The sequence below is a fragment of the Salipiger thiooxidans genome, assembly GCF_900102075.1.
In the GTDB taxonomy this organism is placed as follows: Bacteria; Pseudomonadota; Alphaproteobacteria; order Rhodobacterales; family Rhodobacteraceae; genus Salipiger; species Salipiger thiooxidans.
Window position 1 is genome coordinate 32,605 of sequence record NZ_FNAV01000019.1, and the last position, 16,883, is coordinate 49,487.

19 protein-coding genes are annotated in these 16,883 nt (G+C 60.1%); 15 read left to right on the top strand and 4 right to left on the bottom strand.

What is annotated here, in order from left to right; all coding sequences use genetic code 11:
• Positions 1-569 precede the first annotated feature (569 nt).
• From BLQ77_RS23105 to BLQ77_RS23150, 11 genes are all read left to right on the top strand, one after another.
• Complete coding sequence (locus BLQ77_RS23105) at positions 570-2,009, top strand: multicopper oxidase family protein (RefSeq protein ID WP_083840589.1); 1,440 nt, start codon at positions 570-572, stop codon at positions 2,007-2,009.
• Between the two features lie 38 nt (positions 2,010-2,047).
• Complete coding sequence (locus BLQ77_RS23110) at positions 2,048-2,503, top strand: DUF411 domain-containing protein (protein ID WP_009503830.1); 456 nt, start codon at positions 2,048-2,050, stop codon at positions 2,501-2,503.
• A gap of 66 nt (positions 2,504-2,569) precedes the next feature.
• Positions 2,570-2,704 (top strand): hypothetical protein, encoded by a 135-nt coding sequence (locus BLQ77_RS29730; protein WP_009503829.1) that lies wholly within the window; start codon positions 2,570-2,572, stop codon positions 2,702-2,704.
• Positions 2,705-2,906: 202 nt separating this feature from the next.
• Positions 2,907-3,284 (top strand): c-type cytochrome, encoded by a 378-nt coding sequence (locus tag BLQ77_RS23115; protein ID WP_375360214.1) that lies wholly within the window; start codon positions 2,907-2,909, stop codon positions 3,282-3,284.
• Positions 3,281-3,877, top strand: a complete 597-nt coding sequence (locus BLQ77_RS23120) for a DsbE family thiol:disulfide interchange protein (RefSeq protein ID WP_089963142.1) — start codon at positions 3,281-3,283, stop codon at positions 3,875-3,877. The genes BLQ77_RS23115 and BLQ77_RS23120 overlap by 4 nt, the downstream gene beginning before the upstream one ends.
• The gene (locus BLQ77_RS23125; protein ID WP_089963143.1) at positions 3,874-4,386 is read left to right on the top strand and encodes a TlpA family protein disulfide reductase; all 513 of its coding nucleotides are present in this window, start codon (positions 3,874-3,876) and stop codon (positions 4,384-4,386) included. Before BLQ77_RS23120 ends, BLQ77_RS23125 begins: the two co-directional genes overlap by 4 nt.
• An 82-nt stretch (positions 4,387-4,468) precedes the next feature.
• Positions 4,469-4,750 carry a hypothetical protein gene (locus tag BLQ77_RS23130; protein ID WP_068286437.1) on the top strand — a complete coding sequence of 94 codons (282 nt, stop codon included), beginning with the start codon at positions 4,469-4,471 and terminating at the stop codon, positions 4,748-4,750.
• Between the two features lie 40 nt (positions 4,751-4,790).
• Complete coding sequence (locus tag BLQ77_RS23135) at positions 4,791-5,063, top strand: hypothetical protein (protein WP_071974092.1); 273 nt, start codon at positions 4,791-4,793, stop codon at positions 5,061-5,063.
• Positions 5,064-5,123: 60 nt separating this feature from the next.
• Entirely contained in the window at positions 5,124-5,819 is a 696-nt protein-coding gene (locus BLQ77_RS23140) for an SCO family protein (protein ID WP_242661831.1), read from the top strand.
• Entirely contained in the window at positions 5,816-6,307 is a 492-nt protein-coding gene (locus BLQ77_RS23145; protein ID WP_089963146.1) for a hypothetical protein, read from the top strand. The genes BLQ77_RS23140 and BLQ77_RS23145 overlap by 4 nt, the downstream gene beginning before the upstream one ends.
• Positions 6,304-7,044, top strand: a complete 741-nt coding sequence (locus BLQ77_RS23150) for a cytochrome c biogenesis CcdA family protein (protein WP_207545879.1) — start codon at positions 6,304-6,306, stop codon at positions 7,042-7,044. Before BLQ77_RS23145 ends, BLQ77_RS23150 begins: the two co-directional genes overlap by 4 nt.
• 103 nt (positions 7,045-7,147) lie before the next feature.
• Here the strand turns inward: BLQ77_RS23150 and BLQ77_RS23155 are convergent, their stop codons facing one another.
• The 4 genes from BLQ77_RS23155 to BLQ77_RS23170 form a co-directional block, all read right to left on the bottom strand.
• Complete coding sequence (locus BLQ77_RS23155) at positions 7,148-7,912, bottom strand: MauE/DoxX family redox-associated membrane protein (protein WP_207545880.1); 765 nt, start codon at positions 7,910-7,912, stop codon at positions 7,148-7,150.
• 22 nt (positions 7,913-7,934) lie between these two features.
• Positions 7,935-8,807, bottom strand: coding sequence for a DUF305 domain-containing protein (locus BLQ77_RS23160; protein ID WP_089963151.1), 873 nt, complete (start codon positions 8,805-8,807; stop codon positions 7,935-7,937).
• A 132-nt stretch (positions 8,808-8,939) separates the two neighbouring features.
• Positions 8,940-9,359 (bottom strand): Cu(I)-responsive transcriptional regulator, encoded by a 420-nt coding sequence (cueR, locus tag BLQ77_RS23165; RefSeq protein WP_066010352.1) that lies wholly within the window; start codon positions 9,357-9,359, stop codon positions 8,940-8,942.
• Between the two features lie 18 nt (positions 9,360-9,377).
• The gene (locus BLQ77_RS23170; RefSeq protein ID WP_089963153.1) at positions 9,378-11,885 is read right to left on the bottom strand and encodes a heavy metal translocating P-type ATPase; all 2,508 of its coding nucleotides are present in this window, start codon (positions 11,883-11,885) and stop codon (positions 9,378-9,380) included.
• A 140-nt stretch (positions 11,886-12,025) separates the two neighbouring features.
• Here BLQ77_RS23170 and BLQ77_RS23175 point away from each other — a divergent pair, with 140 nt between their 5' ends.
• From BLQ77_RS23175 to BLQ77_RS23200, 4 genes are all read left to right on the top strand, one after another.
• Entirely contained in the window at positions 12,026-12,226 is a 201-nt protein-coding gene (locus BLQ77_RS23175; protein ID WP_009815466.1) for a heavy-metal-associated domain-containing protein, read from the top strand.
• Positions 12,227-13,141: 915 nt separating this feature from the next.
• Positions 13,142-14,605, top strand: coding sequence for a TolC family protein (locus tag BLQ77_RS23190; protein ID WP_089963157.1), 1,464 nt, complete (start codon positions 13,142-13,144; stop codon positions 14,603-14,605).
• Positions 14,606-14,616: 11 nt separating this feature from the next.
• The gene (locus BLQ77_RS23195; protein ID WP_110476940.1) at positions 14,617-15,975 is read left to right on the top strand and encodes a multicopper oxidase family protein; all 1,359 of its coding nucleotides are present in this window, start codon (positions 14,617-14,619) and stop codon (positions 15,973-15,975) included.
• 47 nt (positions 15,976-16,022) lie between these two features.
• Positions 16,023-16,712, top strand: a complete 690-nt coding sequence (locus tag BLQ77_RS23200) for a copper-binding protein (protein ID WP_089852425.1) — start codon at positions 16,023-16,025, stop codon at positions 16,710-16,712.
• The last annotated feature ends 171 nt before the right edge of the window (positions 16,713-16,883 follow it).

Below are 16,883 nucleotides of genomic sequence, written 5' to 3' on the forward strand. Positions count from 1 at the left end.
GCATGAGCAACTGGCTGCGAAGGGCAGTAACGAAGGTCTGAGGCGGATACACTACAGGGGTATCACGTCCAAGTTACAGAATGTCACTTGACCTCCCCTTGCTGGAAGGTTGTAGCAGTAACTGTATGACCTGCGTTTTTCGCCTTGTTTTGATTCTCATGCTGACCTTCGGTGCAGTGACTGCGCCGGATATGTCGTCGGCCAGTATGTCAATCACGGCTATGGCGCAGATGGAACCCACCGAAAGCGCGGATGGCCGTTGCGGCGGGTGCGATCCCACCGGATTTGCTGAGGGCACTGCCTGTGAAGGTGGGTGTCCTGTTCCTTGCGGCCCCAGCGGTACTTCTGGCCTCCTTGCCAAGATGCCGTCAGCGCGGCTCACGAGGCCTTTTGGTACTGCCGTCCGGGGTGCCGAACCTCTGATCTCACTCGGCACGAATCCGTCGCTTGATCCATTCCCTCCCAAACTGCCTCTCGGAACCTGAAACCGGCCTCGCCTGCTGCGAGGCCTGATTGTTGCCTTGGCCGAAGCTGGCTGAGTGCGACCTTTTCAGATCAAGGCCGTTGCGATGATCCTCCACAGACCGATTTCACGAAGGCACGTGCTTCGCACAGGTGCCGCATTCACAGCCCTATCCGCTCTGTCACCTGCACAAATGGCGATGGCCGATCCAACTGGGGACCCATTCGTCCTACGCGCGGCATCCGGACAGGCCGCCCTGCGCCCGTCACCATACGGCCCGACTAATGTCTGGAGCTATAATGGATCCGTCCCCGGCCCTAAAATCCGAGTACGCCAGGGCGACCGACTCCGCGTTCTGGCTCAGAATGGATTGGATGAAGGAACCACAATCCACTGGCATGGCATCCGCACGCCCAATGCGATGGACGGAGTGCCGTTCCTTACACAGGATCCGATCCCGGTTGATGGCGATTTTCTCTACGAGTTCGATGCGCTGGATGCGGGCACGTTCTGGTACCATCCGCACCAGCGCAGTTCGGAACAGGTTGGACGCGGCCTTTACGGGCCGCTGATTGTCGAGGAAGCGGACCCGATCCGCGTGGATCGTGACCTGACTTGGATGCTGGACGACTGGCGCATGACCCGGCACGGACAGATTGCGGGTGACTTCGGCAGCCGCCACGACGCCATGCACGGCGGTCGTATCGGCAATTCCGTGACCATCAACGGTCAGATACCCGAACGCATCGCGGTGCGATCCGGCGAACGCATCCGCTTGCGGCTAGTCAACGCGGCGAACGCGCGGATATTCGGGCTGGATTTCGGGGGTCTTACTCCGGTCGTGGTCGCGCTGGACGGTCAACCCGTGACGCCCCATGCCCCTGACGGCGGGGTCGTGGTGATCGGCCCGGCGATGCGTGTCGATTTGGTCATCGACTTGACCGGCAAGCCCGGAGATGCCGTAACCGTCATCGATGCCTTCTACGAGGGACTTGAATACCGTCTGGTCGATCTCGCCTACGGGCCGGACAGGTTGCGGGACACGGTGCCGGATTGGTCGATGGATCTGCCCCCCAACCCGTTGGCCGAACCGGACATGGCGTCGGCCGCGCGGCATCAGATCGTCTTCAACGGCGGAATGATGGGGCAGATGATGATGGGCGGCGGCATGGGGTCGATGATGGACCAGATGCGCGAGGGCAACATGTGGTTCATCAATGGAGAAGCCGCAACGGGTCATATGATGGACCCCTTGCTGGTCCTGCCGCAGGGCACGTCGCACGTGTTCGAGATGGATAATCGCACCGCCTGGCACCATCCGATCCATTTTCATGGGCATTCGTTCCGTGTGATCGCCCGCAACGGACAACCGACTCGGTATCGCGAATGGCAGGACACCGTCCTGATGGCACCCGAAGAACGGGTCGATATTGCCTTCGCCGCGGACAATCCCGGTGATTGGATGTTCCATTGCCACATTCTGGAACACCAGGCGGCAGGCATGATGGGCGTCATCCGCATCAATCCCGGCACGACCAAAATTTGAAATCTCACAACCCAATGGCCACGGAAAGGAATGAACCGATGAACAAGATACTTGGATTTGCCAGCCTTGGCACGGCAGGTGCCGTCGCCGTCCTTGCGATGAGCCTGAATGCCGCGCCTGCCGCCGCGCAGGAGGTCACGCTCTACAAGAACCCACAATGCGGATGTTGCGAGAGTTACGCGGACTATCTGCGCGAGAACGGTTTCACGGTGGAGGTGAAGCCGACCCACGATCTGGCGCAGATCAGCCGCGATGCGGGCATCCAGGATGACTTCCAAGGCTGCCATACAGCCTTTTTAGACGATTACGTCGTCAGCGGCCACGTGCCGATTGATGTCGTCAACAGGCTGCTGGAAGAGCGCCCGGAAATTGCCGGTGTGACTCTTCCCGGCATGCCATTGGGATCGCCGGGTATGGGCGGCGCGAAACAGGAGCCCTTCAAGATTTACACCGTCGAGGAAGGTGTGAGCCCGACCGTATATGCGGTCGAATGATCAATTGCGCGGTCTGGTGCGAACCCGTGCCGGACCGGCTTCAAGGGAAAACAAAGGATGGAATGCATGATGATGGACGGTGGAATGATGGGCGGCGGCATGATGATTGCGATGGGCCTCGTCTGGTTGCTGATCGTGGGTGTGCTGGTGCTCGCGGCGATCGCCTTGGTCAAATACATCCGCTCGGACAGCGGAAAATAGAAATGTGCCAGAATGCGGATTGAGGGTGCCAGCAGCGGCGACAGCCTGTTGTCGATGGGATTGGTCTGGGCGCTTTGCGTCCTGCTTGTCCTGTCGTTGCTCGCGGCACTAATCGTCCTCTGTAGGTGGCTCGTAACAAGAAGGCGGAAACTTAGTGAAAAACACGATTAGGCTCTCGGCTGTCCTGCTCGCCACAACGGTTTTGCCCGTAGCGGCGCAGAGCGACGTGCTCATGGGCGAGCGCCTTTATCAAGAGAATTGTGCCAGTTGCCATGGGGTAAACCTGGAGGGGCAATCAGATTGGCGCACACGATTGCCGAACGGCAGGTTGCCTGCCCCGCCGCACGACGCCTCCGGCCATACCTGGCATCACCCCGACCGCGTATTGCTCGACATCGTGAAACGCGGACCGGCGGCGATTGTCGGGAACGGGTACGAAAGCGACATGCCCGGATATGAGGATGTGCTGACAGACGATGAGATCACGGCGATCATTGACTACATCAAGAGCACATGGCCCAACCGGATCCGCGCGTCGCAGGAAAGCCGATCCCTTGCCGATGAGCAGGCGCAGCCATGACGGAAGAGGTCGAGGGAAATGCCGACCCTGTGTCGCGACGCAGTATCTCCGGGTTCGTGCTGGTTCCGCTGATAGCTTTTGCCCTCATGGTCCTGTTCGGTTGGGGGCTTTTCAGGGGTGGCGACGACTTGCCGTCGGCACTTCTCGGCAAACCCGTGCCCGACTTCGCGCTGTTTCCGGTGCTCGGCCGAGAAGAAGGTCTTTCGACGCAGGACCTGATCGGACACGTGTCACTGGTGAACGTCTTCGCCTCGTGGTGTGTGCCCTGCCGTGCCGAACACCCGTTGTTCATGGAGTTGAGTGCAACCGGTGAGGTGCCGCTCTACGGAATCAACTACAAGGACCCGCCCGATCAGGCGCGCGCCTGGCTCGACGAGTTGGGTGATCCCTACGCGCGCATCGGGGCCGACATCAACGGACGCGCCGGTATCGAATGGGGCGTCTATGGCGTGCCCGAAACCTACGTCATCGCGCCCGACGGCATCATCGCCTACCGCCATGTTGGTCCGATCACACGAGCAATCCTGCAGGAAACGCTGCTGCCGATCGTCCGTGACCACAAAACCCAATCCGCCAAGAAGAAAACGCCATGAAAAATCTGAAACCGGCGCTGATCGCCTGGGCACTGTCCGTCGGCGCGGCTCTCGCGACACCGCAAGGGTTTGCACTTCACGACACCCCGCAGCCTGTCGCCAATGTGCGCTACGAGAAAGATGACGGCAGCCGCGGAGACATGGAAGATTTTCGCGGCAAAGTGATCCTCGTGAATGTCTGGGCAACCTGGTGCGTCCCCTGCCGCGAAGAGATGCCGACGCTCGATGCGCTTCAGGCGGAACTTGGCGGCGACGACTTCGAAGTGGTTGCCCTTTCCATCGACCGGGCCGGATCACAAATCGTTCGGCGTTTCTACGACGAGATCGGTGTCACCAATCTCAATATGTATGTCGACCAGACCATGCTTTCGATGACCGCGCTGCGCACCGTTGGCCTGCCGACGACGATCCTGATCGACGCGCAGGGGCGGGAGCTCGGGCGACTGGTCGGCCCGGCCGAATGGGATGATCCCGAGATGGTGTCCTTTTTGCGAAGCTTTATTGAATGAATCCCAGCAAGAGTCCACTGCTCACCCTTGATCTTCCAGTTACTGGAATGACTAGCTTTTAATCATCGAAAGGACTTTCCGGATGACCGAAATATCACCTTCCAACATTGCGGGTGCCGCCAACATCGAAAGCGCAGGAAATTGGCCCCGGTGGTTGACGCGCAGACGATTGCTGTTCGTCGGTGCGGCAACCGTGATGGGGGGCGGCATGGCCCTGAACTGGGGATGGCTCACCGCGATCGGGCTCGCGCCTGTTCTGGTCTCGCTGGCCCCCTGTGCCGCGATGTGCGGCCTGGGTCTGTGCATGAAGGGCGGGTCTGGAAAGGGATGCTCCAACTCGCCGGATGGGGCGTCTCCCGACTGAGTTCTTTCGATAACCACACGATCAACCCAAGGAGAAAACCATGAGAAAAACACTTACAACTTTCGTCGTTGCGACGGCCCTTACCGCAAGTGCATTTGCCGTCAGCGCCCAGGAACAGACCACGCCGGAAACGGGCGAAATGATGCAGAATGAGGGGGCCATGCAAGGCGGCATGATGGACGGCGACATGATGGGCATGATGAAGATGATGGCCGAAATGAAACCCATGATGGAAGCCTGCACCGAGATGATGGCGTCCATGACCGAGAATATGGACGGCGGCATGATGCCGTCGGAAAAGTCTGACGGCTAGATTTGCCCAAATGCCTGTCGGTCAACGGATCGGCAGGCATTTATTGTAAGGATACAAGAATTGACAGCACTGACACGGCGCGCCGCTTTAGCGATACTCGCGGCCACGATTTCGTCTCCGGCCTTCGCCAATCATCCGGGGGAAAACCTGGATGCGCGCATGTTCGAGATGGAGCCCTACTTCCAGGCCATCGATGCAGCGCAGGCTCCGAGTTTCGAATTGCAGGATCCCGAGGGGAATCCTGTGCGCCTGTCGGACTTCGGCGACAAGGTCGTCATCCTGCATTTCATTTACGCCAACTGCCCGGATGTCTGCCCGCTCCACTCCCAAAAGATCGCGGCCATACAGGCCTCGATCAACGACGGGTCGATGAAGGATTTAGTGCAATTCATCTCGATCACGACCGATCCAGTGAACGACACGCCGGACGTGCTGCGCGATTACGCAGATCGGCATGGACTCGATCCGAGCAACTGGGTCATTTTGACCACGCAGCCTGATCAGTCTGATGACGCAACGCGCCTTCTGGCGCGGGACTATGGGCTGGAGTTCACGATGACCGCCGACAGCGACATGATGATGCATGGAGCGGTCACCCATGTCGTGGATATCGGCGGACGGTTCGCCGCAAAATTCCATGGCATGAACTTCAAGAACGTGAACCTGATCCTCTATGTCAGCGAGTTGATCAACAACGCCCAGCATCGACGCCGGGAACCCAGCTTGTGGGACCGGCTGACAGGTGTGTCTCAATGAGTGTCTTTGCGACTGGCGTCAGGCTGTCCTCGACAGACGGAATTTCCCTGACAGCTCTGCGTCGGTATTTTTCGGTGATCATCCCGGCCAATCTGATCTGGGAGTTCGCGCATATGCCGCTCTACACGATATGGAACGAGGGCACCTGGGGTGAGATTGTCTTCGCAGCCGTCCATTGCACGGGTGGTGATATCCTGATCGCCATGAGCGCGCTGATGCTTGCCCTCATGCTGTCGGGCCGGGGCTGGCCCCTGGTCGCCTCCACGCGGCGGTCTGTGACCGTCCTGACGGTGGTGTTTGGACTGGGATACACGCTGTTCAGCGAATGGCTCAACATCGTGATCCGCGCGGCCTGGGCCTATTCGGACCTGATGCCGATCATTCCGGTCCTCGATGCGGGCCTGTCACCTGTTTTGCAATGGATCGTGGTCCCGCTGGTCGCGTTCTGGTGGGCCGTGTGGTCCTTCAACACTAAGCGAGAAACATGATGGATATTTCCGGCATCGGCATTTTCGCGGCCTTCCTTGCGGGTGCCATTTCGTTCCTGTCGCCTTGTGTACTGCCACTGGTGCCCGGCTACGTTTCGTACATTGCGGGGCAGCCGGACCTGCGTACGGCGCGGTCGGTTGGTCTGCGGGCACGTGCCGGGGCGCTCGGATTGAGTGCCTGCTTCGTGCTGGGCTTTTCGACGGTCTTCGTCGCCCTCGGGGCCGGGGCCAGCGCGCTCGGGTCGCTGATGCTGACATGGCGCACCGAGCTGAATTATTTCGGTGGCGGGATCATCATTCTGTTCGGACTGTTCATGGTGGGTATCTTTCGTCTGGATGCGTTCTCGCGCGATACCCGTTTCAATCTCGACATTCCCGGCGGTCGCCCGTTTGGGGCCTACGTGCTGGGACTGGCCTTCGCCTTTGGCTGGACACCTTGCATCGGACCGATCCTCGGCGCGATCCTGACACTCAGTTCGACCTCCGGCGGCATGTCGGACGGCATCTGGCTGCTGTCGATCTATTCCGCTGGTCTGGGGGTGCCTTTCCTGCTGGCTGCGCTGTTCACCGACGCCATCGCCGCGCGGGTAAGGCAGATCGGCAAGGCCGGTCGCTGGCTCTACAAGGGCGCGGGTGTTGCCATGATCATCATGGGAGTTGCCATCATGACCGGGCAACTGTCACGGTTTGCATATTGGCTGCTGGGGACGTTTCCCTTTCTCGCGACAATCGGCTGACGAACTTCGAACCAGCTCTTGGCGCGATGGCTGGTAAGTGGGGATCATCTCCACCAGTCAAAAAGGTCGTACACGCCGCGCCTCTGTAGAGGTCGCGGGGCCGTCAACCGATCAGGTAGACCCGGATCGGCATCCAGATACCCATGACCATCATCATCAGGTTCTCGGTGAGCGAGACGAACCCTAGTGGCACGTTGCTGTCCCCCCCGACGCAGGCGCATTTCAACTCGCGCTTGTCGATATAGACCGCCTTGAAGACCGAAACTGCACCGACCGTTCCGATGAAGAGGGCCACGGGAGCCGAAAGCCAGGTGAGCGCCCCGGCGACCATAAGGATGCCGGCGAAGGCCTCTCCGAAGGGATAGAGATAGCCGTAGCGCACCCAGCGGCGCGCCAGCAGGTCGTAATTCAGGAACATGGTCGAAAAGCTTTCGACGTCCTGAAGTTTCTGCACTGCAAGCAAGCACATCGAGATCGAGATGAACCATTCCAGCGCGCGCAGGCTGAGGATGGTTCCAAAGCTGTGCCACGACAGGCCGAGCGCCATCAGAAACGCGACGGCAAAGATCGCGATCACCGGTTGATAGGATTTGTCCGAGCGTTCGCTTTCCGGTGCGTCGAGGCCGAAATGGACCCGCAGATCGTCATAGCCGCCGATCCGCTTGTCGCCGATCCAGGTCTGCGGAGTGGTTTCGACGCCATGTTCATCCATAAAGGCATCGGTTTCCTCGCGTGTCGTCAGGTGATGATCCTCGACCTCGTACCCTTCGCGTTCGAGCAGGTCCTTGGACTTCAGGCCATAGGGGCAAAGATGATCCTGCATGACCATCCGGTAGAGTTGGGCTGATTTCGATGCGTCTTTCGGCATGGTGTTTCCTCCAGTTTCTGGTTCAGGCACCGCAACCGTAATATCCGCGATACCCTGAACGCAGACCGGACCCAAGTTCGAGAACGAGATCGGCGTCCTGCATTTCGCCACTATTTGCGTCCAATGTGCCGGGTCCGCTCGGCGCGCTCAACGCCACTGTCATGCCTTCCGTGCCCCAAGTGCTTCCGGCGTCGCCAGCCTCCAGCCGCACCAGATCGCCGCTGATCTTGGCGAGAGCTACACTCCCACCGTCGATGCGGCCCACCGCCAGCGCAGGCCTGCTTGTGGTGGTGTAGGTGAACGTGCACGCGGCGCCGCCGGGAAACATCTGCGCAATGTCCTCCGTAGTCAGAAATTCGAGGTCGAGAATGGCGACTTCCGGGGTTGATAGCGCCTCGTCAAGGCTCATGATCTGCGTCGGTCCGCTTTCTGACTGTGCCGGACTGTCACCGTTGGCGTCGATATCGTTCACCAGATAACGCATCTCGGCGATTTCCTTGTCCTGCGCATAGATGATCTCATCCGCCAGCTTGCGCACGCGCGGGTCCGAGATATCGGCGCGGCTGGAGGTCATGATCGCGATCGAGTGGTGCGGGATCATTGCCCGCATGTAGCTGGTGTCGCCCACCGTCACCTGGCTGCGGACCAGCCAAAGCGAGGCGGCAAAGACCACAGCGGCACCGATGAAGATGGTGGCGTTAGCCATCTTGCTGGAATACATCGACAGCATGAAGCCCAGCATGATGATCGCCATGGTGGCACCCATCAGGAGAGCCATGTAGGCCCGCGTTTCCGACCAGAACACATGCGTCCAGAGGTAGGTATTGAGATACATCAGACCGAACATGACGACGGTAGATGTGGCGATCATCGCGAAAAAGCGGCCATATGACATGAAGTTGTCCTCTCTCGAAATCGTGAAGTCTAGAGGTGGAACAACTTTCCCGCGCTGGAATGTTCCGAAATAACTACAGTCAGTCGCACCTTATGGGTGGCGCTGCCCGCTGCGGAACATATCTAAGCCCGCTTAATCCGCTGCCCTGGCGGTCCGGGTCTTATCCTCTTCCATAGCCAGATCTGCGAGAATCGGACAATCAGGCCTGTGATCGCCAGCGCAGGCATCGACAAGGTGCGACAGGGTCGCGCGCATCTCGGTCAATTCTGCGATTTTCCGGTCGATCCGGTCGAGGTGTTCCTCAGCAATCTGCTTGACCTCGGCGCTGGCGCGTTCGGTATCGGCATAGAGTTTCAGCAGGCTCCGGCAGTCCTCGATGGTGAAGCCCAAGGCGCGCGCCCGGCCGAGAAATGCCAGCTTGTGGACGTCGCTCTGCCGGAAGCTGCGATAACCGTTGGCACTGCGCAGCGGCTCGACCAGCCCGATGTCCTCGTAGTAGCGGATGGTCTTGGCGGGAAGGCCGGACAGGTCGGCCACGTCTCCGATATTCATGATCGTATTCTCCTTGTTTCATTCAGCCGGGACGGGAGACATGCGGGGGTCGGTCGCGGCCTTCGCCGCCTCGTCCATCGCCGGGCGGACGCGGCGCAGGCGCAGCGCGTTCGTCAGTACGAAGACCGAGCTGAGCGCCATTGCCCCAGCCGCCAGCACCGGCGACAGCAGCAGGCCCGACACCGGGTAGAGCAGCCCCGCCGCCACCGGAATGAGGGCCACGTTGTAGCCGAAGGCCCAGAACAGGTTCTGGCGGATGTTGCGCATCGTACGCCGCGACACTTCCAGCGCGTTGACCACGCCGCGCAAATCGCCCGACATTAGCACCACATCGGCGGATTCGATGGCGACGTCGGTGCCGGTGCCGATGGCGATGCCCACGTCCGCATGGGCAAGCGCGGGTGCATCGTTGATGCCGTCGCCGACAAAGGCGATGTGCTGGCCCGTGCCGCGCAGATCGTCCAATGCCGCGACCTTGCCATCCGGCAGCACACCCGCGATCACATGGTCGATGGCGGTCTCGCGCGCGATCGCTTCTGCCGTCTCGCGCTTGTCGCCGGTGATCATGGCAACCTTCAGGCCCAGATCGTGCAGCGCCCGGATGGCCGCCGCGCTGGACGGCTTCACCGGATCGGCCACGGCGATAACGGCGGCAACGCGTCCGTCGATGGCGGCGTAAAGCGCGGTGCGGCCCCGCTCGGCCAGGCGGCGCTCTTCGTCGACCAACGCGCCGATGTCCAGGCCTTCGCGCGCCATCAGGCGGTCTGCCCCCACCAGCACGTCGTGGCCCGAGACCTCTGCCCGGACACCGTGGCCAGTGACGGACGCGAAGTTTCGGGCGTCGTGCCGGGCAACGCCCTCGGCCTCTGCCGCCCGCAGGATGGCCTCGGCGATGGGATGTTCCGACCGCGCCTCTACGGCCGCGACCAGAGCCAGCACTTCGGCCCGGTCAAAACCTTCCGTTAGCACCAGATCGGTCAGTTCGGGGCGTCCTTCGGTCACCGTGCCGGTCTTGTCCAGCGCGATCACATCGACGGTAGAAAGCTGTTGCAGCGCATCGCCCTTGCGGAACAGCACACCCATTTCGGCGGCACGGCCGGTGCCCACCATGATTGAGGTCGGCGTGGCCAGCCCCATCGCGCAGGGGCAGGCGATGATCAGCACCGAAACGCCGGCGACCAGCGCAAAGGACAGGGCGGGCGATGGTCCGACCAGCAGCCAGATTATCACCGTCAGCAGCGCCAGCGCCATGACCGCGGGCACGAACCACAGGGTGATCCGATCCACCAGACCCTGGATGGGCAACTTGGCACCCTGCGCCTCTTCGACCATACGGATGATTTGCGCCAGCGTCGTATCCGCTCCCACGCGTGTCGCACGGAACTGGAAGGCACCGGAACCGTTGACGGTCCCGCCGGTGACGGGATCGCCCACCGACTTGGCCACAGGCACCGGCTCGCCGGTGATCATGCTCTCATCGACGCGGGCGCTGCCTTCCGTCACTTCACCGTCCACGGCAATCCGCTCTCCGGGGCGCACGAGCAGGATGTCGCCCGCGGCGATGCGCTCGATGGCCACGTCCTCAGGCTCTCCGTCCACCAGCACGCGGGCGGTCTTGGCCTGAAGGCCCAGCAGCTTCTGGATCGCTGCGCCGGTGCGGCCCTTGGCGCGCGCCTCCAGCCACCGGCCCAGCAGGATCAGCACGACGATGACTGCCGCCGCCTCGAAATAGACGGCACGCGACCCTTCGGGCAGCAGCGCGGGCGCGAAGAGTGCGACGAGAGAATAGAGATAGGCGGCAGAGGTGCCGACCGCAACAAGGCTGTTCATGTCCGGCGCACCCTTGAACAGCGCGGGAAACCCGCGCGTATAGAAGCTGCGCCCCGGCCAGAGCAGGACCACCGTGGTCAGGACGAACTGGATCAGCCAGCTTGCCCGATGGCCGATCGTGTCGCCGATCAGACCATGCATGCCGGGGATCAGATGCGCGCCCATTTCCAGCAGGAACACCGGCAGGGCGAGGGCCGCCGCCAGGGCGGTCCTGCGGGCCAGCATCCGCGCCTCTTCATCCTTGCGGGCACTCGTGTCTTCCGGCGCGCTGTCCTGCGGCAAGGTCGCGGGATAGCCTGCGTCACCCGCCGCCTTCAGCAGGTCCGCAACCGCAACCGAGCCTTCGAGATACGTTACCGTCGCAGTTTCCGATGCCAGATTGACGTTCACGTCCAGCACGGCCGGCACCGCCGCCAGCGCCTTGTCCACCCGCCCAACGCAGGACGCGCAGGACATGGAGGCCACGTTCAGGCGAATGCTCTGAGTACGGGCCGGATAGCCGATCTCTTCCAGCTTTTCGACGATGTTCGAAATGCGCCCTGGCGCGTCGAACTGCGCCTGGGCCGTCTCGCTAGCGAGGTTGACGTGAACGTCGCTGACACCCGGCAGGCCGGAAAGCCCACGCTCCACCCGCCCGACGCAAGAGGCGCAGGACATGTTCTGCAGGGAAAGTCGAAGGGTATGCGAATCCGACATGGGTGACTCCTGATCCTGGTCCTCCGAGAGATAAGGGTTCCATTCGCTGGAAGGTCAACAGATGCATCGAGGAATTTTTTCGGGCATTGACCTTCCCATAGGGCAACGCCCTAGATGGCAGCAGCAAGAAGGAGATCGTGATGATCAGGTTCAGCGTGCCGGACATGAACTGCGGACATTGCACCGCGTCGATAGAGAAGGCCATTGTGACGATAGACCCACACGCGACTGTCACCTGTGACCTGACTGCGCGTTCCGTCGAGGTAGATAGCGCATTGGATGAAAGCGCTCTGAAGGCAGCGATTCACGATGCGGGCTACGGATCGCAAAGACTGAGTTAGTCCCGGCACTTCCAGTCATTACTGAAGTACTCACTACTATTTTCGCGTCTTCTGTCTGACTGGTGAACGTTGCTATGTATCTATTGCGCAACAGTTTTGAGCGCTCGCAGCGAGAATTCGCCTGCCTCGCTGGAATGTGCCAAACCTTCCCGCGCTGTAAGCGTTGACTAATTTGTCAAAACGTCCAAGTTTCCGTTCATGAGAATGCGTGTCGCCACTTCGGTATGGGTGAAATTCCTCACTTGCTTCGCTTTTGCGTTGGCATTGGTTCTGTCTCCACCTTCTGCGGCACACGCGGCCTCGGGAATGCATGATGGTCAGCATTCTGGATCGATCAGCGCTCTTCTCAGCGAACCGACAGTTGGACAGGGAACTGATATCCACGCCGACCACATGAAACACCCGGCGACAGTTGACGTGGATGACATATCCTCCGACATTGGTGAAACAGAGCATCAATCAACTCAGTGTTGTAACGGAATATGCATTTCTGTCGTCATTCCAGACGCAGACTTGGTATTCACGGATCCTATTGCTGCGAAAGAATATATGATCCTGAGCGGTCCGACGCATTCCGTCGAAACATCAGGGTTTCTGCGGCCCCCTCGATTCCTGATCTGAAACGGCGCCCAATCCGGGTGTGAGCCTTGCGCAGACTCTGCGTGAGACATCGTTCATCAATCAGGTTACCTTCATGAAAATTCATCTATTTATGGGGGCTTCGGCCCTCGGGCTTGGCGCATGCGCCTATGAGCCTACCCCTTTGCCCTCCGTTGCGACACAACAGGCTGTCGTCAACGCGACCGTTTCGTCTCCGATCAGCTATCAAGATCCCTTGGCTGGCTACACCTATCGTGGTCCGACCGGCCCCCGTGATTGGCGGTCTGTCAATCAAGAGCAGTCGGAGGGCAACTGATGCGGGTATCTAAGATTCCGCTGGTTTTTGGCTTTCCACTTTTCTTGGGTGCCTGCGCTACCGCAGTACCGGGTATCTACACGGAACCGAAAGCCGGCTTCGCCAACATTTCCAGCCAGGTCACACCGGCCATCGGCAAACGGACGGCCTTTGCGGAAACACAGGCCGAAAACGAAGCTCTCAAGAAACAGGTGCACAGCATGGTGCATCAGAAGACGATCACGGCCGATACGGCGGTTCAGGTTGCGCTGCTGAACAATAAGGGTCTGCAAGCGTCTTACGCCGATGTTGGCCTCTCGGCCGCTGAGGCTTGGCAGCAATCGACGCCGGAAAACCCGATCGTCTCAATTGGTGTCTTGGGAATCGGTGCGCCTGAACTCGGTGTCTACAGGGCGATCGAAGGGCTGATCCGGTCGAACGTCCTCGATGCCACCACGCGCAAACAGCGTATGGCCATTGCTGATGCAAGCTTCCGGCAGGCTCAGCTCAATGCCGTGAACGACACACTCGCACTGGCCAATCAGACGCGAAAGGCATGGGTCGATGCAGTCGCCGCCTTCGAGGCAGTGAGCTATCTGCGGCGCGCGAAAGCGACCTCTGACGCCGGCTCTGAACTGGCGATGAGGTTGGGCGAGACCGGCGCACTCAACAAAGCTGGGCAGGCCCGCGAACAGGCATTCAATGCCGAACTGGCGGGGCAACTTGCACAGGCCCGATTGAATGCTACCCGGTCCAAAGAGCAGCTGACGAGGCTCATGGGGCTGTGGGGCACCGAAGTCGATTATTATGTGCCCGATGCCCTTCCTGCGCTGCCGCGCTCCGTCGGCCGTGTGACCGACGTCGAGGCCAAGGCGCTAAGAAACCGGGTGGACCTGCGTGTTGCCAAACTTGGCCTGGAAGCGCAGGCCAAGGCGTTTGGGCTGACCGATCAGACCCGCATTGTCAGCGATCTTGAGTTCATTGCCGGGTTCGAGGCGGAGCGGGAAATTGAGGACGGAGAAACGGAAACCGTGACCACCCCTCAGGTGGAAGTGGAGTTCGCGATCCCGATCTATGACACCGGCAAGGCCCGGATGCGCAAGGCGGAATTGTCTTATCTACAAGCGGCCAACGTGCTCGCAGAGAAGGCCGTGAACGTCCGGTCCGAAGCGCGCGGTGCTGAGACTTCCTATCATGCCGCATATAAAATCGCGCGCCACTACCGCGACGTTCTGGTGCCGCTACGCACGACCGTCGAAGAAGAGGGTTTGCTGTCTTACAACGGCATGATCACCAACACTTTCGAGCTGCTGACTGACGTGCGCGAGAAACTTGGCGCATCCCTGGAAGCGGCAAATGCAAAACGCGAATTCTACATGGCACAGGCCGATCTGACCGCCGCGATCTATGGCGGCGGCGAAGGCGGCGGTGGTGCTGGTGGAGAAGGCGCAACGCTTGCCGCCGGTGGCGGTGCAGGACACTGAAAGGAACTGACATGTTGAACAGACGTCAATTACTCGGAGCCGGCGCGGCAGGCGCAACGCTGGTCTCTTCAAAAGCCTGGGGTCAAACCCTGAACATGGGCCTACCCGAAGCCGCGCAGATGGACAGTGCGGCAACGGCGATTACGGCGCGTCCGTCGTCGGGGCCGGACTACACACCTGTGGTCACGCTGAACGGGTGGACCCTGCCGCACCGGATGAACAACGGGGTCAAGGAATTTCACCTCGTCGCCGAACCGGTAGAGCGCGAACTTGCCGACGGCATGATCGCGCATTTGTGGGGTTACAACGGCCAGTCCACCGGCCCAACGATCGAAGCAGTCGAAGGCGACCGGGTCCGCATTTACGTCACTAACAAGCTGCCGGAAGGCACGACAGTGCACTGGCACGGGCTCATCCTGCCTTCGGGCATGGATGGGGTCTCCGGGTTGAGTCATCCCAGCATCCCGCCAGGAAAAACGTTTGTCTACGAATTCGACTTGGTGAAGTCCGGCACGTTCATGTACCACCCCCATGGCGACGAAATGACCCAGATGGCGATGGGGATGATGGGCATGTTCGTGGTCCATCCCAAGGATCCCACCTTCATGCCGGTGGATCGCGATTTTCTGATCATGCTGAATGCCTTTGACATCGATCCCGGCACATACGTGCCCCGCATCATGACGATGACGGACTTCAACCTGTGGACGTGGAACAGTCGGATCTTCCCCGACATCGATCCGCTGGTCGTGAACAAGGGCGACAAGGTGCGAGTACGCGTCGGCAACCTCACGATGACAAACCACCCGATCCACATGCACGGCTATGACTTCAAGGTCACCTGCACGGATGGTGGCTGGGTGCCGCCAGAAGCGCAATGGCCGGAGGTCAGCATCGACATCCCTGTAGGCGCGATGCGCGCCTATGAGTTCGTCGCAGACCATCTGGGTGACTGGGCGATTCACTGCCACAAGTCGCACCACACCATGAATGCCATGGGTCACGATGTGCCGACATTCATCGGGGTCAACAAGAAGCCGCTGACCCAGAAGATCCGTCAGTTCCAGCCGGAATACATGCCCATGGGCATGTCCGGCATGGGGGACATGGCGAAAATGGAAATGCCGCTGCCTGACAACACGATCCCGATGATGACGGGTTGGGGGCCCTACGGCCCCATCGAGATGGGCGGCATGTTTTCGGTCGTAAAGGTGCGGGACGGCATCGACGCGGACGATTACTCCGATCCCGGCTGGTACGAAAATCCTCCGGGCGAGATGGCCTACGAATGGACTGGCGAATTGCCCGAGTTCGCCTCGAACAACAGTCCCAAGACCATTCTCACACCAAAACCAAACTCGAAGGGCTGAACGGCCCTTCGTCGACTCCAACCAAACCAAACCTAAAGGAAAACCAAATGAAAAAACTTCTTCTGAGCACCTCTCTCGTCCTTTTCGCTTCAACGGGGGCTTTCGCTGACGTTGGTCATGCCAAAATGGCCGTCGGTATGCCCGGCCATACGGCAAAAGTCGACCGGTCGATTGATGTAACCCTGCTTGAAAACGACGAAGGCGAAATGCTGATCGAGAGTGAGGAGATGACCATCAAGCAGGGCGAAACCATACGCTTCAACATCACGAACAAGGGTGAGCTGGAACACGAGTTTGTTCTCGACACGCTGGAAAATAACGCCGAGCACAAGATCGAAATGGCCAAGATGGACATGGAACACGACGACCCGAACCGTATCCGTCTTGATCCGGGTGCCACGGGCGAGGTCGTCTGGACGTTCGCGAATGCTGGTACGTTCGAAGCCGCGTGCCTGATCCCGGGTCACTACGAATCCGGCATGCACCGAGCGGTCTCAGTGGGGGACCAGATGGCTCAGGCTGACGTGGAATACACGAGCGGGACCATCAAGAAGATCGACGCCAAGGCCGGCAAGGTCACAATCATCCACGGCCCTCTGGTCAACCTCGATATGCCCGCGATGACGATGGTATTCCGCGCGGACGAAGCGATGATGGCCAAGATGGCAGAAGGACAGGACATCGAGTTCGTTGCCGACCGGGTCAAGGGCAAGCTTACTGTCACGCAAATGAAGTGAAGACTGACCTTGGGGCCGAGGCGAACATGCCCGGCCCCAACGCTTTGAGGCAATAAAATCAAGCGCTACGGAGGTAGCCGAGCATTATGAATTTCCTGATAATCTGCACATGCGCCCTTGCGCTCGTCTTTCCGGCTTTCTCAGTGAACGCTTCCAGTGGCAAAGGTCAGC

Excerpts from the sequence above, each read along its gene's own strand:
- BLQ77_RS23105 (WP_083840589.1), top strand. The coding sequence starts at position 570 with ATGATCCTCCACAGACCGATTTCACGAAGGCACGTGCTTCGCACAGGT.
- BLQ77_RS23110 (WP_009503830.1), top strand. The coding sequence starts at position 2,048 with ATGAACAAGATACTTGGATTTGCCAGCCTTGGCACGGCAGGTGCCGTC.
- BLQ77_RS29730 (WP_009503829.1), top strand. The coding sequence starts at position 2,570 with ATGATGATGGACGGTGGAATGATGGGCGGCGGCATGATGATTGCGATG.
- BLQ77_RS23120 (WP_089963142.1), top strand. The coding sequence starts at position 3,281 with ATGACGGAAGAGGTCGAGGGAAATGCCGACCCTGTGTCGCGACGCAGT.
- BLQ77_RS23125 (WP_089963143.1), top strand. The coding sequence starts at position 3,874 with ATGAAAAATCTGAAACCGGCGCTGATCGCCTGGGCACTGTCCGTCGGC.
- BLQ77_RS23130 (WP_068286437.1), top strand. The coding sequence starts at position 4,469 with ATGACCGAAATATCACCTTCCAACATTGCGGGTGCCGCCAACATCGAA.
- BLQ77_RS23135 (WP_071974092.1), top strand. The coding sequence starts at position 4,791 with ATGAGAAAAACACTTACAACTTTCGTCGTTGCGACGGCCCTTACCGCA.
- BLQ77_RS23145 (WP_089963146.1), top strand. The coding sequence starts at position 5,816 with ATGAGTGTCTTTGCGACTGGCGTCAGGCTGTCCTCGACAGACGGAATT.
- BLQ77_RS23150 (WP_207545879.1), top strand. The coding sequence starts at position 6,304 with ATGATGGATATTTCCGGCATCGGCATTTTCGCGGCCTTCCTTGCGGGT.
- BLQ77_RS23155 (WP_207545880.1), bottom strand. The coding sequence starts at position 7,912 with ATGCCGAAAGACGCATCGAAATCAGCCCAACTCTACCGGATGGTCATG.
- BLQ77_RS23160 (WP_089963151.1), bottom strand. The coding sequence starts at position 8,807 with ATGTCATATGGCCGCTTTTTCGCGATGATCGCCACATCTACCGTCGTC.
- cueR (WP_066010352.1), bottom strand. The coding sequence starts at position 9,359 with ATGAATATCGGAGACGTGGCCGACCTGTCCGGCCTTCCCGCCAAGACC.
- BLQ77_RS23170 (WP_089963153.1), bottom strand. The coding sequence starts at position 11,885 with ATGTCGGATTCGCATACCCTTCGACTTTCCCTGCAGAACATGTCCTGC.
- BLQ77_RS23175 (WP_009815466.1), top strand. The coding sequence starts at position 12,026 with ATGATCAGGTTCAGCGTGCCGGACATGAACTGCGGACATTGCACCGCG.
- BLQ77_RS23190 (WP_089963157.1), top strand. The coding sequence starts at position 13,142 with ATGCGGGTATCTAAGATTCCGCTGGTTTTTGGCTTTCCACTTTTCTTG.
- BLQ77_RS23195 (WP_110476940.1), top strand. The coding sequence starts at position 14,617 with ATGTTGAACAGACGTCAATTACTCGGAGCCGGCGCGGCAGGCGCAACG.
- BLQ77_RS23200 (WP_089852425.1), top strand. The coding sequence starts at position 16,023 with ATGAAAAAACTTCTTCTGAGCACCTCTCTCGTCCTTTTCGCTTCAACG.